Here is a 15,364-nt window from a genome sequence, read left to right as displayed (position 1 = left end):
CTGCCGGCAATTTACTGCAATAATTTAGTTTGATTTTCCGACACATGTTTGTGAGAATAAGTATAAGTGAAAAGGAAAGGGGCAGCATTATGGCAGTTCAAGCAGATTGGAAACGACTCTTAAAGGATGAGATACAAAAAGATTACTATCTTAAGTTACTGGAATGGGTTAAAAACGAATATCGAACGAAACAAATATTTCCTAAAAAGGAGGACGTATTTAACGCTTTAGTCTACACCTCTTATAAAAACACTAAGGTCGTGATTTTAGGGCAGGACCCTTATCCCAATATCGGACAAGGCATGGGGCTTAGCTTTTCCGTAAATGTTGGGGTCCCTCTACCCAAATCTCTGCAAAACATCTTTAGCGAGCTCCAAACAGACCTCGGATGCGCCATGCCTCATCATGGCTCACTAAAAAAGTGGGCAGAACAGGGAGTTCTGCTTCTTAATACGGCGCTTACCGTAGAAGGAGGAAAACCTAATTCTCATCAAAATAAAGGGTGGGAGATATTCACTGACCGTATTATTTCCTTAGTTAACGAAAAGACAGACCCTGTGGTTTTTATCCTCTGGGGTAACAATGCCCGTTCCAAGAAAAGACTAATAACGAATCCCTGCCATTCAATCATCGAATCTGCTCATCCCAGCCCTTTATCAGCAAGCAAAGGCTTTTTCGGCAGCAGGCCCTTTTCGCGAGCTAATAAATTCCTGGTCTCTCAAGGCAGAGAACCGATTGACTGGCAAATTGATTGATCCCCTTGAGCATTTTCTTAGACAGAAATAGCTGACACAGTGTTATCAGATACTTACAAAAAACGTACGAAGATTGCTTCGTACGTTTTTTAATGAAGTGAACTCGTTCAGTTTAAAGGTGAAGCAAGGATAGCCCTTCCTTGTAGAAGAGGGGATCCTACGATTTGATAAATACTTTTAGAAACTTAGAATAACAAAATACCAACCACTGCTGTCGCAGCTATAAATGTGAAGGTACCAATTTTAACTTTTTTCTGGTTGAGTACAAAATATCCAGCTACAGCCATGATAAAGGCTTTGAGCATTGTTAAAGACATGAAAGTATGAGTAGTTTGATATAAAGGCTTAAGTCCAATAATGTAGGCCGCACTGAGAAGGAGACCGAGAACGGCAGGTCTAACTCCCATCAAAAGAGCATTTACGTATCTATTCGCTTTAAACTGGGTATAAAATTTAGTAATAATTACGGAAGCAACAAAGGAAGGAATACAGAGAGCTATGGTGGCAACTATGGCACCGACAATTCCAGCAACTTTAAATCCGATATAGGACGATGAATCTACGGCAAAAGGTCCCGGTACGACCTGAGCAATGGCAATAACTTTTACATAATCAGCTAATGATACCCAATTATGAGACACCATTTCTGTTTCAAAGAAAGGAATCATGGCGTAGCCGCCGCCGAAGCTAATAGCCCCAATTTTTAGAAATACGAGAAACAAATCAATGAGCGTTGACATGTTGCTTTTCCTCCTTCTTTAAAAAGTAAATATTCTTGGCAAAGCCCAGTGCCGCAAGAAGTAAAAGAACAATAACAACGTTAATATTCGTAAAAAGCATTAAGGCAGCTGAGAGAAGTGCTAAGATAACATCGGAATAATGTTTAACCGCTGTTTTCCAGGTTTTCTTAACAGAATTGAGAATTAAAGCAGTAACACCCAGAAGAATTCCTATAAAAGCCTTATGAACAATAGGATTATCGGTAAATCCCCAAATTACGAAAGTCAGAAGCAGGATCAGCAAGAACGTTGGCAGGCAGGACGTGATTGTAGCAACAGTTGCTCCCAGGAGACCTTTCTTTCGATAGCCAATCATCGTCGCTGAATTGACGAAAATAATCCCAGGCAAAGTTTGTGAAATAGCCATGATATCAGTCAATTCATCATTGGTAACCCATTGTTTTAATTCAACTACTTCTTTTTGTAATATGGCAATGACAGCATAGCCCCCGCCAAAAGCCAGACAGCCTATTTTAAAGAAGGTAATAAACATCTCTAAATATATTCCCATACTATCTCTCCTGACTTATGAATTTTTCCTTAGAATTGCTTGTACAAGCATACCCTGTTTTTATTTCAATATTTCGGTATACGGTATACCAAAATAATTTAAAAGGAATTTGTCTTTATAGATTCATGATCTTCCTTAAAGGCCATCTCGAGAAAAGCCTTATTGGAATTTTGCACATGACGCTTTGCCGCAATTTCGGCTCTCGAACTGTCATGATCACGTAATGCTTCTATAATTTCATTGTGCTCCTGCCACACTTCTTCCGGACGACCCGGTTTAGAGTAGGCGACTTGGGTAAATTTTGTTATATATTCTTTAAACGTACTAAATAAGTTGTATAATCTCGGACTCTCTGCTGCTCGATAGACAATTTCATGGAAAGTATCATTTAATTGATTCGATTTTTGAATGTTTCCCTTCCTTTGTTCATCGGAAATCTGCTGGGCAAGCATAGCTAAGCGTTCTACCTCTTTGGGTTTGATTTTTGTCGCTGCGATACTGCCCATCAGCGCTTCTAAAGAGGCTCTGATAAGGAAAATTTCAATAATATCGGCTTTCGTAAATTCGGAAACTACAACTCCTTTCCGTGGAATATGAGTGACTAACTTTTCTAATTCAAGCTTGCGGATTGCTTCGCGCACAGGAGTTCTGCTAACTCCCAGTTGTTCAGCAATGTTCCGCTCCACAAGTCTCTCTCCTGGTTCTAGTTTCTTCTCAAGGATAGCATTCCTCAGAATGAAAAACACTGAATCACGGATATTGCCCAGATCATTAAATTTAATGGGTGGAAATCGATAGTCCATTGCGTTATCCCCTTAGAATAAATCTTCAAATCTTCTGCTAAATTCAATATTAGTCTATCAGACAACAAAAGGCAAGAGAAAAGTGGTATACCGTATACCAAAAATATTGGCTCTATCCTTTACGGTATAAGACTTTTGTCCAACCGCAAGGCTCCAACTTCTAAGATAAAGCAGGGGTATCTCGTTCTCTCTTCGGCGGGGGCAGAGTCCATCCTCTTCAGCGCGATAGAATTTGTTATGAGCTAGGGCTTTCGGCGAAAGTGTCCACAGGACACTTTCATCACCGAAGCTCGATATTCAGCATTTGCTAAATAAGTTCACTTCTTAATAGCTACTAAACCATAAAATGTTTCAGCGAATGACATTTCTTTTAAGAGCTCAAAACTTGCTGTTTGCAGCAAACCTTGAGCATCTTGACTGCTTATTCGATGATCTAAGGGAGGACCCATTTCCGTTGCCTTCTTTTCCCAATCAATCAGGGCTATTTTACCATCAGTTTTTAATATACGATACACTTCGCCGAGAAATCCTTCTTGGTTGTCAATTTCGTGGAGTACATTGACTAAGAGGACAAAACTTACAGCTTGATCAGGAAGCTTTAAGCCATATTCTTCGGTCTTAATTAAGACGATATTTGATATACCGGCATCATCAGCTCTTTTTTCTACCTCGGCCAACATTTCTTCTGAAGTGTCTAAAGCAAATACTTTATTGGGTGATTTGATCACTTCGGCCGCTGGGATAGTAAAATACCCTATCCCACACCCTACATCAGCAAGAGTATCGTCGGAATTAAGACCTAGTTTTTCTAATGTAGGTTTTGGAGGGAGATTCTGTCGACGCCACTGGTCATCGAGCTTTCTTTTATTTCCTGGATTAAATTTATGCGCCATAGCTTTTTCTCCTTAGTCTTAAAAATAGCCCATTATTGAAATATGGGAATATTGGATTGATTATAACCATTTTCCTCAGCGAGTTCAACTTTGCTCCAAAACCTCTTACCCGTCCAGGTAAAAACAAAAATCAACCTTAACTTTTACCGCTTTAAGCTAAAATCTATTGTTGACTATGAAGGGACTCCCAAGTTATTCTTATGTAAAATTAGAAGTTAGTCCGATAAAACTACTGAAAGGAGGCAACGTTGATGTATGCTTCTGTGAATTCTGATTGCATTGGATGCGCTTCCTGCGAGTCAATTTGCCCACAGGTTTTCAGGATGAACAGTTTCGGGATTGCCGAAGCCTATTTGAATCCTGTTCCCCAAGAAATTGAAAAATTAGCCAAAGACGCTGTGAACAGCTGTCCTGTGGAAGCAATTACTTTAGAATAATGTTAAAGCCTCCGGTTTTATTTGCCGGAGGCTTTAATTATAGCGAAAATTACTTACCGAAAATCTATGTACGAACATCCATCCTTCAAACCCGTAAGCAACCGCATTGCAGAACGCTGGATCGACTAACTTGTCCGTCCCTGAGACCTGCCCAGGAAACGCTGAACGATTAAAGCGATCATGCCAATGACCAACAAGCCGAAAAACGCCGAAATAAGATAACCAAGAGCCTGTTGCCAAAAGGTGTGGTCGTAGCCTGAAATACCATAGTCTTTGAGAAAAGCATGGTGCCAGAAATCCCCCAATTTTTGCAAACCGCTGGGAATAAAACCAAACTTGGCTTGCAATTCTTCACCGCCCCATTCACCAAAAGCAGTCCCAGAAGCCAATAATCCTAAAGGGGAGAGTACTGCCAGAACTAGTAAACCGATAATCAATGTTCTATACCGGAAACTGCCAACCGATTTTTCTGTATTCGACTTTAGTTGGAGCATTACCGGATTGGTACGTTGTAAGTAGGTAACAACCAAGGCGCTAACCAATCCCTCAACCGGGCCTGCGATCGTTAAATGAGCAAAAAGCATAGCTGGTACAGCAATGTTCAAGCCATAAGGACTATACAGCGGAGTGCCATTGGCAGTATGAAAAAGTAAGGGCTGTAAACCAAATTCAATGCCGGCACAAAGAGCTGCAGCTGATAGACCGACATACCCCGCTATGGCTGCTCCAATCCAATGGCGCTTCGATGAAACACCGCTTTTTCCTGCAACAAGCCGGTAAATACCATAGCTGACAAAGGGCAGTACGACAGCCATATTCATGATATTGGCCCCTAGGGCCAATATCCCGCCGTCTCCGAAAAAGAGGGCCTGAATAATTAAAGCAATTGAAATACTGATCATTGCAGCCCAAGGGCCAAGCAGAATCGCCAAGAGACTCCCTCCGACTGCATGGGCCGTTGTCCCATCAGGAATGGGAACATTAAACATCATAATTGTGAACGAGAAAGCCGCTCCGATCGAAAGCATGGGAATATATTTGGCACGCAGAGTATGAGCCGTTTTATAAGCTGCCCCTGCCGCAGCAATCACACTGGCGATACCTAAAAGGGCATCGGTTTGTGGACTTAAATATCCGTCCGGAATGTGCATAAAAAAATTCCTCCTTCCACGATTAAGTGAGGTGTTCCTTTCTCTCAACATTAACCATGCTGCCGACTGCCACCCAAATGAAAATGAGACCGTTCATGGATCAAGTTTACCTCCAGCAATAATTGACGATTCGTGAGCACTTGAAGCGGTGCACCATCCGCAGCAATTGTGTGATTCTCCCGGAAAATAATGACTCGCTGGGCTAATTCTTCAACAATAGATAGATCATGGGTTGCCATAATGACCGTCTTGCCTGCTGTTTGCAGCGCCTGCAGGAACTCAACCAGCCAGAATTGGGTACGAGGGTCAAGACCATTCGTCGGTTCATCCAGAAATAATACCTCCGGATTAACCGTGAGAACACAGGCCAGAGCAACCTTTTTCTTTTCACCTCCACTTAGTTTATAAGGGGCCCGGTCTAAGAGATTACCAATGCCAACCAATTGAGCAATGTCTGTAACTCTTTTTTGTACTGTTTCTTTGGGTAACCCCGCCTGCAAGGGAGCAAAAGCCAGTTCGTCCCGCACAGTAGCTGAAAAGAGCTGAGCGTCCGAGTTTTGAAATACAAAACCTACCTTTTGTCTGAAATCTTGCAGAAACTTAGGATCACGCAAGGCATCTTCGGTCAGCTCCTTCCCAAAAGCCAAAATTTTACCTTCCTCAGGATGGATAAGGCCACAAAGCATTTTAAGCAAGGTGGATTTACCACTCCCATTGGCTCCCAAAATTACTAAACCCTCACCTTTTTTAATACTTAAAGAAATCCCAGAAAGCACGGGATAGCCGGGCAGATATGAGTAAGATACATTAAGAATATCAAAAATTTCGTCCAAACAGAGATCTCCTTTCATCAGCCCATGACTTTGTTGGCAGCAATCAAAATAAGTCCTGCTAAGACAACCAATGACAAAACTAAGACATCTGACCAACACAGGCTAGAACCTTTTAGGAGGCGTATTTCTCCGGAATAACCACGTGCAGTCATGGCCCAATAAACTTCTTCACTCATTTGCAGCGACTTGCCAAACAATCCTCCCACTGCTGAAGCTACGAATCGCCGCTCTTCTTTAGGAGCCGATTGACCAGCATCACGGGCCTTTCGAGCAAGAAACATTTCTTCCATGGCGCTAACCAAAACAAAAATATAACGATAGGTCATCTCAAGGGTCATAATAAAAATTTTAGGAACAAAAAAGGTACGTAAGGCACGCAAAAAGTCCATCCAACGGGTGCTCAGCGTAAGGACCACTGCTAAAGAAACAGAGATTCCCACCCTGCTAATCAGCATTATCCCTCCCCACAATCCTTGGCTGGTAACTGCCAAAACCGAAGGAAACGATAAATACCCCAAGTGAAGAGAGTGATGGAAGTCAGCGATAACCCATAGCGGGTCGCCGGGACGCACCCAGTTAAAGATTGAAGGCAGTACCATAATCCCTGTAAACAATGGTATAACCAGCCATACCCTAGCCACCACTTGACGCAGGGGGAGTTTAGATGACACCGCTATAGCCAGCAAAACTAAGTAAAAGCCCCATAATAGAGAAAGGTGCGCACATAAGTTAACAATAATTAAAAGGTATATCAGGGAGATCACTTTGATTCGCGCGTCCAATCTCTGCAGAAATCCTGGCCGCAGGGCAATTTCCTCAGAAAAAACCGCTTCTTGGATAATCTTGATTATGTCCCGCAGTGTTTTCTCAATAAAATTTCCTTTCCGTCTGCCACCGCAACCGCAGCGACATAACGCAGGACTTGCTTCGCTTAACCAGTTAGGCAATTCCATTTAGGTTAGCCCCCTTCGCTAATGTCGCTGAGCTTTCTCTCCTTTTCCTTATTCCGAATCATGCTTAAACCCGGCAGTCTCTTCCAAGACGATTCGGTGATTAAGCAGCGTCATGTCTTTAATCCTAGCCTTAACAAACTTTTGTCGCCCGAATATATCCACTAACTTTAAGCCATCTTCATAAGGTTCAATAACATCAACCGCTTCCATAAACAAGACCTCTTGACCATTACTGTTAAAGTACGCATTAGCTTCGCACATTGTATTACCCTCCTCTTTAAATAAAAAAGACCATGGAGAACCCTATGTGGGTCAGACCTCCATGGTCTCATTTTTAGTATTAAAATATAGTTAGTATTAATAATGTAGCCAAATAATTACGTCAACACAAGCCTTCTGGCCTGCTATTCCGCTCATTATTTAGTTATATTCGCCGTGTTCGGAGCAAATACCTTCTTTATTTATAACTTTTTTATTTTTACCGATTAATCATTGCAGATTGCAGTTATTACTCATCAATCATCAAGCTGTTTAATTTCCAGGTACCATTGATTAATGAATACGTGACATTTAGAGTGTATATCCTGTCATCATATTTATTACCTGAAGTATATCCCGCATCATAGATCTCATAGATTGCATTATAAGTATTTCCATTCCTCGAATAGGCTCTTTGCCTTAGGTTCATCATGCGGTCTGGAATAATAAATTCGAAATTACCGGAGCTTAATTTCGTAATCAATTTGTGGTTTTCAATGCGCATCGAGGAATCAAGGTACTTTTCTGCCGTTGTATAATCTCCTCTAATAAGGGATGTTAAAATTAAATGAAGGTTATTATCCAAATTATTTCTTAAGTTGTATAGTTCCTCCTGCTGTTTAACTTTATTATTCGCAGTATCAACTTGTTGTTGTAGAGATTGTATTTCGGTTTTAAGCTGAGAATTTTCCTTAGCCAATTCAGAACTCTGAGTACTGCATCCCAGCAAAAAAAGGATACATATCAGTACGGAGATCAATAGTTTAGACTTACGAGCCATTCCTTTGCTCCCTCCTTATTATCAATTGTACTATTTTCCGTGCCCACCAAAGCAAGGTATTGGAACCACTCCCACTTGTGGAAGTAGAAGTCTTTGGATACGCTAACGCTTAGAGTTGGGGACTTCTTGTCGCACGAGGATAAAATTTTCCTTTTAAAAAACTGATCTTATTTCTATAATAAAAGTGAATCATATCTATGAGAAAATATCAATAGATAAATGGTCAATATTAGCGTCACCTAGATTGAGAAGAATCATATCGCTTTGTTTTTTATGTGTCCGCAGTTAGACCTATAGTAAGCTCGTTCAGCTAAAGCTGAACATCGGGACTTCGGTGGGGGACTCTACCCCACCGAAGCAGAGTACGGGGGACCCACTCCCACTTAAAGAAGTGGGAGTCTTACGATTGGATAAATCAATTCAAGAACCACAGAAAGGTGTTGAAGAAAGTGTCAAAGCCAGAACGTTCCAAGTATTGTATCTTTTATCCTGGCAGGGAAGGAAATCTTATCATTCGCGAAGATATAGGAGTTGATGATCTGGGCAAAATCTTTAAGGAGATTGAAGCCGTGTCTCAGGAGAACGAATTATTTGCCTTTAATATGAAGGGAATTTCTCAGCTTTCGGATATTGACGATTCTCCGGAAAAGACCTTTATCCTGATTACCATCAAAAATGACGAGTTAACTGCCTACACAGAAGTTGGGCGGACAGAGGCCGAAGAATTAATCGCCGGTGCTCAGCATTATTACCTCATCGACGATATCTATGTCGTTAGTGACACTGCCCTTCGACAATTCCTCAAAGGAAAAAAGTAGGCCAATTATAACTGCCAAAGCCAATAACCATAATTTTTGGTTATTGGCTTTAATTATCTAGGATGATATTATTCTATTTTCATGTTGTTACAAGGTAAAGCGTGTAGTATGCAACTCAGGGATAATCTCGTGAAACATTACACTTAGTTACTGGATTAGCCGAGCTCGTCCCAAATATTAAGATTCACCTTTGAATCGGCTCCAGCAGCCATAAAATAGCCCTGCCGATTCTCTGGGGTATTTCCCGAAAATGGCCGCCGGGCTCTTTAACATAAATCACTTTGGCAGACTTTGCAAGCAACTCCTTGGACTTCTGTGTGGCTTTGCCCACTTCACACATCAAAGGATCTTTAGTCTTTTCTTCTTTGCCGCCCAAACTCAGGTAGACTTTGCCGGGGGGCAGGTGCTTCTGCAAAAATTCCAGCCATCCTGGAAACCAGAGCGATCCGGAACAGCTGCCGCAACCGGTAAAACCCGACCTGCAGTGGCCATACAAAGCAGTCAACCCTCCCAGAGAATAACCGACCGGATACACTTCCCCGCTGAGGGAAAAAGTGCTCTGCAGCATCGGCAGCAGGGCATTTTTCATAAAGTCCAGCATTTCATCGGCCTTCCCGGCAAAAATCCGACCGCCTGTACCTTCCAGATACCATGGTGTAAAGTCACGATCCCAATCGATGGGACCAAATCCCGTAATTAGAAATGGCCGGCAATCCCCGGCAGCGATCCGGAGCAACAGCATTTCACGGATCTCCGACAACTGCTGCATACTATCGTCACCGGACAGCAAAATCACCAATGGCACCGGCTGGTCCGACGGACCCAACTGCTCCGCCCAGCAATATTTTTGGTCCAATACAAATTTCATCATCAGCATCCCGTCTCCTGCATCAAACTAAAACGATATTTTGACTAACAATTCTCGCTTGAAAGTTTCTCATCCCAACAACAGGAATCGTGTCACTTACAGAATTCCATTGATCTAGTTCCTTGATGAAAAACAATTTGCCACCTTCCATCTGTGAACCTCCAAATTGAACTGCGTAATGAGTTCCTCATCTCTTCTCTAGATTCGTTAGCCTTAACTGCACGATAAGTAGCTAGTACCACATATGTCGATAAAACTTTTACTTGAAAATCCTCAATAACCGTTGGAACAGTAGGAGAATGTGGCAATCCCTCCACAACCTGTATTTTATCATACGTGCGCCCGGAACTTCCAAATTCAACAAAATCGTCTGCTAATAGCATTGAAATTTCTTCTCCTGATCGGCGAATCTCAGGTTGTAATAATCTGTCTTCTAAATCGTATATTTGTTCGTGGAGTGATGATCCCATTTTCAATCCCCCCTTCGCCATAAGAAAACTTAAATAGTTTCCCCGTGTACGGTTTCACATACATGTTCTTCATGCTCATTCGCATAATAACGCCCCAAGTTTTTAATCAAATTGGTAACTGCATTGCGATGTCCAGTTCGAATTCAGGTAGTTTTCACACAATTCGCAAAATTATTACTCTAAATTATATAATATAGAGCTGTTCTTGACAAGTGGAGCATTCCCCGTTTATATTAAATGGAGATTGCTCCACTTGTATTAGCTTACTGAAAAGGAGTTGCACAGTATATGTCAAGCAGTTGTTTTGGCAATGGATAAATGGACGTCTACTAATATATCGAGAACTATAAAAAGGGGTGCTGTAAATTGAAAATCAAATGGTTCGGCCAATCGTGTTTTCTGATAACTTCGGAAAATGGCACAAAAATACTCACTGACCCGTTCAAAAATATGTTGGGTTACAAGTTACCTGAGATTGAAGCGAATATCGTATCTACCAGTCACAATCACAGCGATCATAATAATATTAATGCTGTCAAAGGCAGCTTTACCCATTTCAACGAACTGGGTACTCTTGCGGCAAATGATATTGCTCTAAAAGGGGTAGCAACATTTCATGATAAGGCTTTGGGGAGCAAGAGAGGAAAAAACACGGTATATAACTTTAGTATTGATGGAATCAATGTTTGTCATTGCGGCGATCTGGGACATGTGCTCACAGATACTCAGATTAAGGAGATCGGGACTGTGGATATACTCCTGCTTCCCGTTGGTGGACGTGCCACCATTGATGCACTGGATGCTGTTCAAGTCGTGAAGCAGCTAAATCCGGCAATTGTGATCCCAATGCATTACCGTACAAAGGCGTTCGGGCTACTTGGCTTTATATTTGAAAAGGTCGATAAATTCATTGCTGCTTCAGGATTAAAGGCCAGACATTGTAAGGAACTGGACATTGATAAAGCCAGTATAAAAGAATACAAAGAAGATAAAGAGATTGTTGTCCTTCAATATGATTGAGATCAGACAATTTGAACATGAATAAATAGAGGGTGTTGTCACAGGTTTTAGTACCGCTTGTACCGCCTTGATTGCAATGCAAACGGACAAGGAACACGCAGGATAGGCTTTGGGCACACTCTCAACAGGGGGTATCGCCGGTTCTCTGCTTGGTCCTATCATTGGCGGTTTTATCGAAGAGAACCTTGGTTTTCAACCAGTATTTTTCGTAACAGGGGCATTGCCAGGTTTTAAGTTACTCAATCTCTACTTCAAGCTTAATTTTTGTACCTAACTTCGGATAATTGGCTATGAATAATTAGCAGTATATGACGAAAAAGATAGATATAAAAAAATGTTGACTGTTAGAACTCTAATTATTATACTATGAATAGTTAGGATTCTAATACAAGTCGCAGGAGGTACTTTAATGACAAAAAATAGTTCCTTTTTAGAAAATCCATATTCTGATTTAATAAGAAGTATTGCTTGGAAAGCAAAAGCAAAGGCTGACCAAAATATAAACGCATTAGGATTGAATTCACAACAAGGTCGTATGATTGGTTATATTTATGAACACCAAGATAGTGGAATTATTCAAAAAGATTTAGCAGTTGTTTTTGAACGCAAAGGAGCAAGTATTACTAGTATGCTTCAAGGATTAGAGAAAAAAGGATACATTGAAAGAAGAATTACCATTAATAATGAAAGACAAAAAAATATTTATGTATTACCAAAGGGTGTTGAATTAATACAAGATTTTAATGAAGCATTTGGGGAAGTAGAGAAAAGTATTACTGAAAATTTGACCGAAAGTGAAAAGGACACTTTATTGTCTCTATTAGCGAAGGTAAATCAAAATCTATAATTACCAAATCTAAAAGTATACTCGAATTTATGTGGACTATTAGCAGGGTTATTGTTAGAATTCTAATAGTAATAATACTAATGATTAGAAATATTATTATTAGGATGTAGCATTCTATTAATATTGGCGGCTAAATAGTTAATCATTGTTTTGTACAAAAAAGGAATACAGGAGGGTAAAAATGGAACAAACATTAACAAATGAATATTATTTAGATAAGGCTCCCATTAATAAGGCAATTGCACATTTATCAATTCCAATGATGATTGGGATGTCAGTTGGTACAGTATATAACGTAATTAATGCTTTCTTCATCGGATTAATGCATAATACAGAAATGTTAACTGCTGTCACTTTAGGTTTACCGATTTTCACTATATTAATGGCTTTTGGGAATATGTTTGGAGTAGGTGGGGGAACATTTGTTACTCGTCTTATTGCACAAGAGAAAGTAGAAGAAGCAAAGGGAGTTGCAGGATATACTTTTTATAGCAGTATTATAGCCTCAATTTTAATCGCTATAATTGCTTACCTTATAATTAATCCTATTGTTAAGACCTTGGGTGCAGATATTGCTACCTTTGGTTATACGAAAAACTACGCTTTAACTATGTTTTTTGGTGGCTTTACTATAATATTAAATTTTGCATTAGAACAGGTTGTACGTGCTGAAGGAGCCTCAAAGGAATCTATGTATGGAATGGTTATCAGCACGGTGTTGAATCTTATTTTTGACCCACTATTCATATTAATATTGAATTTAAATGTTACGGGGGTAGCATTAGCATTAATTTTATCTAATCTAGGTTCATCTATCTATTATATTTATTACTTACAAACAAGAAGCGAACATTTAAAGGGATTTATTAATTACTTTAGAACTTCCTTAAAAGATAAAATAGAAATATACAAAATTGGCGTTTCTGAGTTATTTATGGCCATTTTTCTTATTATTACAACCCTTCTTTTAAATAATTTTTCGATTGGATACGGGGATAGTGTAGTAGCAAGTTTTGGTATAGCATTGAGAATTGTACAAGTACCTGAATTTCTTTCCATGGGTCTGTCATTAGGGGTTATTCCGTTAATAGCATACAATTTTTCTAATGGAAATTTTCAAAGATTAAAAGAAGGTATCAGACAATCATCTTTATGGATATTAGGACTGTCTAGTGTATTTGTTGCTTTAGTTTATATTTTCCGAACAACAGTAATACATCTATTCTCAAGTGATTCTTCATTATTGATTGTTGGCGTATATATTATGACTGCTATGCTTATTTCTGCACTATTTAATGGATTTACAACATTATTTATAGGAATTTTTCAAGCATCAGGTCAAGGGATACCTTCCATTATTATGTCTGTTACACAAGGGATTCTCTTTATACCAGTTATAATCATATTGCATAAGTTCTTTGAATTGCATGGGGTAATATGGTCTATGACTGTTACCGAAGTTATCACTTTTATTGTTGGGCTAATTCTATATATTCTATTTAACTATAGACTTTATAATCATAACTAGCTTGATAGACAACCTTAAACCGCTAATCGCAAAGAATTAATCCAATAAACAGTTGAAGCAAACACCCTCCAGATTTGGGAGGCCACTGAAAAACCTACGTTTTTCTTCTTGGTAGTTAAGTAATCAAATAAAAGAGACGGTCCTCATTCTTTATTCGAATGAAGATCGTCTTTTTATAACCTTTGTATGCGGGTATGTAGTTTTTTTATTCCATTAGTTTTAATATCCTTTTCAAATTTACGCTGAATATGGCCATCGCCCCTTGTAATTCCATGCCAATTAGACCCGAGGATGATGCAACATCATACCCGTGCCTGTGCTTTAGCTCACTATTTTTAGCTTCAATTTTATATCGTTCTTTAGATTTTCCTTTAAAATAATCGCTTTCTTGAAAATTTGCCTGTTCCGTATGTTCATTTGATTTAATAGATACAGAATAAGTTTTATTTTTAGCCCCTTCCTTATAGCAACCATCTTTAAATGAACATCTCTTGCACTTTTCGATGTCAAAGTAATATGTATCCGTTTGATTTTTGCTTTGACCTTTTTTACCTTGTCGGGCCTTCCGGATTGCCATATGACCTGCTTTACACACATACATTCCGGCATCTTTATTAAAATTGAATTCATCTTCCTTTTTCCGATTCCCTTGAGTAATCGAAGGATTTAATTTAGCAACTAATTTGATGTTGTTGGTCTTACTATATTTAATATTTTCCTTTTCTGAATAGGCTGCATCTCCAATGACTGTCTCAATTTCCATGCCAGCAGCCACACTTTTTTCAATCAGTGTAACTAATTCTTTCCCGTCACTTTTTTCGCCTGTTGTGACAGTCGCTGCGGTGATGATTCGTTCTTCACTCATTGCGAGATGGGTCTTATACCCAAAAAATGAGGAGTCCGCAGTTTTGTGTCCAACTCTCGCATCTTGATCGCCCGAGATCCAGAGGTGTTCGATATCTTCAGCGATGATTTCGTTTAATAGGTTTAGCTGTTCTTTTACTATTGGATACTGGGAAATACTTTCTTCTTTTTCGATCACTTCAATAAGCTTTTGGCAGTAGGATAGTTCATCTTCCAATACATCAGTTGTGTTTTTGGCGGGGAACTTGTCCTTCATTGATTCATCTATTTTGTAAACGGCTTTTCTTAGCTTTTTGGACCGATCCATCAAGATTTCCTTGGGGGTCTTCTGATTATAGCGAGATTTCGTATGAGTGGCATCAACGATAATAGCTTTGCTTTTGATGATTTCCTTTTCGATCGCAATTTTTACGGTTTTATTGATCAACATATCCAAAAGGTTGAGATCTTTCAAACGCAGTTTGCGAAATTTGGTCAATGAACTCGGCTCAATAACTGCCTCTTCTGGTGCCATATGAAGAAAATACTTAAAAGACATGTCATATTTTGAACGCTCAACTACATCAACATCCGACAAGTCATAGATAGTCTTCAACAATAAATATTTGAACATCCGAATAGGGTCGATGGCATTTCGACCGTTATCAAGACAATATTTATCTTTAAGTTCGTCATACAAAAAAGGAGAAGTCAACCAGTTCGTTCATTTTTCTCAATAGATTATCCTTTGGTACGACTATATTATATATATCCATAAATGGACTGAGGATCATTGATTGTTGTTTTTGAATCATA

Annotated in this window: 17 protein-coding genes and 2 pseudogenes; 7 read left to right on the top strand and 12 right to left on the bottom strand. The window is 39.5% G+C overall.

What is annotated here, in order from left to right; translation table 11 throughout:
- Window positions 1–89 precede the first annotated feature (89 nt).
- Window positions 90–755, top strand: a complete 666-nt coding sequence (locus tag DEAC_RS02235; RefSeq protein ID WP_047808423.1) for a uracil-DNA glycosylase — start codon at window positions 90–92, stop codon at window positions 753–755.
- 185 nt (window positions 756–940) lie between these two features.
- On the opposite strand, the gene DEAC_RS02230 is transcribed toward DEAC_RS02235, so the two are convergent.
- The 4 genes from DEAC_RS02230 to DEAC_RS02215 form a co-directional block, all read right to left on the bottom strand.
- Window positions 941–1,495, bottom strand: a complete 555-nt coding sequence (locus tag DEAC_RS02230) for a chromate transporter (RefSeq protein WP_047808422.1) — start codon at window positions 1,493–1,495, stop codon at window positions 941–943.
- Window positions 1,479–2,045, bottom strand: coding sequence for a chromate transporter (locus DEAC_RS02225; RefSeq protein ID WP_047808421.1), 567 nt, complete (start codon window positions 2,043–2,045; stop codon window positions 1,479–1,481). The genes DEAC_RS02230 and DEAC_RS02225 overlap by 17 nt, the downstream gene beginning before the upstream one ends.
- 98 nt (window positions 2,046–2,143) lie before the next feature.
- A complete protein-coding gene (locus DEAC_RS02220; protein ID WP_047808420.1) occupies window positions 2,144–2,848 on the bottom strand; it encodes a GntR family transcriptional regulator in 705 nt (234 codons plus the stop codon).
- A gap of 317 nt (window positions 2,849–3,165) precedes the next feature.
- Window positions 3,166–3,741 (bottom strand): class I SAM-dependent methyltransferase, encoded by a 576-nt coding sequence (locus tag DEAC_RS02215; RefSeq protein WP_047808419.1) that lies wholly within the window; start codon window positions 3,739–3,741, stop codon window positions 3,166–3,168.
- Between the two features lie 251 nt (window positions 3,742–3,992).
- Here DEAC_RS02215 and DEAC_RS02210 point away from each other — a divergent pair, with 251 nt between their 5' ends.
- Window positions 3,993–4,178: a ferredoxin gene (locus DEAC_RS02210; RefSeq protein ID WP_047808418.1), complete on the top strand. Its 186-nt coding sequence runs from the start codon at window positions 3,993–3,995 to the stop codon at window positions 4,176–4,178.
- A gap of 125 nt (window positions 4,179–4,303) precedes the next feature.
- Here DEAC_RS02210 and cbiM read toward each other — a convergent pair whose 3' ends face one another.
- The 5 genes from cbiM to DEAC_RS02185 all read right to left on the bottom strand — a co-directional run bounded on the left by cbiM (window position 4,304) and on the right by DEAC_RS02185 (window position 8,154).
- The gene (cbiM, locus tag DEAC_RS02205) at window positions 4,304–5,329 is read right to left on the bottom strand and encodes a cobalt transporter CbiM (protein ID WP_047808417.1); all 1,026 of its coding nucleotides are present in this window, start codon (window positions 5,327–5,329) and stop codon (window positions 4,304–4,306) included.
- Between the two features lie 50 nt (window positions 5,330–5,379).
- Entirely contained in the window at window positions 5,380–6,162 is a 783-nt protein-coding gene (locus tag DEAC_RS02200; protein ID WP_242847057.1) for an energy-coupling factor ABC transporter ATP-binding protein, read from the bottom strand.
- Window positions 6,163–6,179: 17 nt separating this feature from the next.
- Complete coding sequence (gene cbiQ / locus DEAC_RS02195; protein WP_053006258.1) at window positions 6,180–7,115, bottom strand: cobalt ECF transporter T component CbiQ; 936 nt, start codon at window positions 7,113–7,115, stop codon at window positions 6,180–6,182.
- 48 nt (window positions 7,116–7,163) lie between these two features.
- Entirely contained in the window at window positions 7,164–7,376 is a 213-nt protein-coding gene (locus DEAC_RS02190) for a CooT family nickel-binding protein (protein WP_047808415.1), read from the bottom strand.
- A 247-nt stretch (window positions 7,377–7,623) separates the two neighbouring features.
- Window positions 7,624–8,154, bottom strand: coding sequence for a hypothetical protein (locus DEAC_RS02185; RefSeq protein WP_047808414.1), 531 nt, complete (start codon window positions 8,152–8,154; stop codon window positions 7,624–7,626).
- Window positions 8,155–8,603: 449 nt separating this feature from the next.
- Here DEAC_RS02185 and DEAC_RS02180 point away from each other — a divergent pair, with 449 nt between their 5' ends.
- Entirely contained in the window at window positions 8,604–8,972 is a 369-nt protein-coding gene (locus tag DEAC_RS02180) for a hypothetical protein (RefSeq protein WP_047808413.1), read from the top strand.
- A 184-nt stretch (window positions 8,973–9,156) separates the two neighbouring features.
- Here DEAC_RS02180 and DEAC_RS02175 read toward each other — a convergent pair whose 3' ends face one another.
- Window positions 9,157–9,798, bottom strand: a complete 642-nt coding sequence (locus DEAC_RS02175) for an alpha/beta hydrolase (RefSeq protein ID WP_161796407.1) — start codon at window positions 9,796–9,798, stop codon at window positions 9,157–9,159.
- Window positions 9,799–9,932: 134 nt separating this feature from the next.
- Window positions 9,933–10,310 carry a nuclear transport factor 2 family protein gene (locus DEAC_RS02170; RefSeq protein ID WP_047808411.1) on the bottom strand — a complete coding sequence of 126 codons (378 nt, stop codon included), beginning with the start codon at window positions 10,308–10,310 and terminating at the stop codon, window positions 9,933–9,935.
- Between the two features lie 366 nt (window positions 10,311–10,676).
- Here DEAC_RS02170 and DEAC_RS02165 point away from each other — a divergent pair, with 366 nt between their 5' ends.
- The 4 genes and pseudogenes from DEAC_RS02165 (at window position 10,677) to DEAC_RS02155 (ending at window position 13,705) form a co-directional block, all read left to right on the top strand.
- A complete protein-coding gene (locus tag DEAC_RS02165) occupies window positions 10,677–11,330 on the top strand; it encodes an MBL fold metallo-hydrolase (protein ID WP_047808410.1) in 654 nt (217 codons plus the stop codon).
- 25 nt (window positions 11,331–11,355) lie between these two features.
- A pseudogene (locus DEAC_RS24085) lies at window positions 11,356–11,553 on the top strand (MFS transporter); the annotation flags it as partial.
- A gap of 186 nt (window positions 11,554–11,739) precedes the next feature.
- Window positions 11,740–12,177, top strand: a complete 438-nt coding sequence (locus DEAC_RS02160) for a MarR family winged helix-turn-helix transcriptional regulator (protein ID WP_047808409.1) — start codon at window positions 11,740–11,742, stop codon at window positions 12,175–12,177.
- Window positions 12,178–12,358: 181 nt separating this feature from the next.
- Window positions 12,359–13,705, top strand: a complete 1,347-nt coding sequence (locus DEAC_RS02155) for an MATE family efflux transporter (protein ID WP_047808408.1) — start codon at window positions 12,359–12,361, stop codon at window positions 13,703–13,705.
- A 205-nt stretch (window positions 13,706–13,910) separates the two neighbouring features.
- Here the strand turns inward: DEAC_RS02155 and DEAC_RS02150 are convergent.
- Window positions 13,911–15,363 (bottom strand): annotated as a pseudogene (locus DEAC_RS02150) (IS1182 family transposase).
- Window position 15,364: the final 1 nt, after the last annotated feature.

This window comes from Desulfosporosinus acididurans (assembly GCF_001029285.1).
In the GTDB taxonomy this organism is placed as follows: domain Bacteria; phylum Bacillota; class Desulfitobacteriia; order Desulfitobacteriales; family Desulfitobacteriaceae; genus Desulfosporosinus; species Desulfosporosinus acididurans.
Note: the sequence above shows the minus strand (reverse complement) of the source record. Positions and strands in the feature narration are given on the sequence as shown.

Excerpts from the sequence above, each read along its gene's own strand:
- DEAC_RS02230 (WP_047808422.1), bottom strand. The coding sequence starts at position 1,495 with ATGTCAACGCTCATTGATTTGTTTCTCGTATTTCTAAAAATTGGGGCT.
- DEAC_RS02235 (WP_047808423.1), top strand. The coding sequence starts at position 90 with ATGGCAGTTCAAGCAGATTGGAAACGACTCTTAAAGGATGAGATACAA.
- cbiQ (WP_053006258.1), bottom strand. The coding sequence starts at position 7,115 with ATGGAATTGCCTAACTGGTTAAGCGAAGCAAGTCCTGCGTTATGTCGC.
- DEAC_RS02220 (WP_047808420.1), bottom strand. The coding sequence starts at position 2,848 with ATGGACTATCGATTTCCACCCATTAAATTTAATGATCTGGGCAATATC.
- DEAC_RS02210 (WP_047808418.1), top strand. The coding sequence starts at position 3,993 with ATGTATGCTTCTGTGAATTCTGATTGCATTGGATGCGCTTCCTGCGAG.
- DEAC_RS02170 (WP_047808411.1), bottom strand. The coding sequence starts at position 10,310 with ATGGGATCATCACTCCACGAACAAATATACGATTTAGAAGACAGATTA.
- DEAC_RS02160 (WP_047808409.1), top strand. The coding sequence starts at position 11,740 with ATGACAAAAAATAGTTCCTTTTTAGAAAATCCATATTCTGATTTAATA.
- cbiM (WP_047808417.1), bottom strand. The coding sequence starts at position 5,329 with ATGCACATTCCGGACGGATATTTAAGTCCACAAACCGATGCCCTTTTA.
- DEAC_RS02185 (WP_047808414.1), bottom strand. The coding sequence starts at position 8,154 with ATGGCTCGTAAGTCTAAACTATTGATCTCCGTACTGATATGTATCCTT.
- DEAC_RS02155 (WP_047808408.1), top strand. The coding sequence starts at position 12,359 with ATGGAACAAACATTAACAAATGAATATTATTTAGATAAGGCTCCCATT.
- DEAC_RS02190 (WP_047808415.1), bottom strand. The coding sequence starts at position 7,376 with ATGTGCGAAGCTAATGCGTACTTTAACAGTAATGGTCAAGAGGTCTTG.
- DEAC_RS02225 (WP_047808421.1), bottom strand. The coding sequence starts at position 2,045 with ATGGGAATATATTTAGAGATGTTTATTACCTTCTTTAAAATAGGCTGT.
- DEAC_RS02215 (WP_047808419.1), bottom strand. The coding sequence starts at position 3,741 with ATGGCGCATAAATTTAATCCAGGAAATAAAAGAAAGCTCGATGACCAG.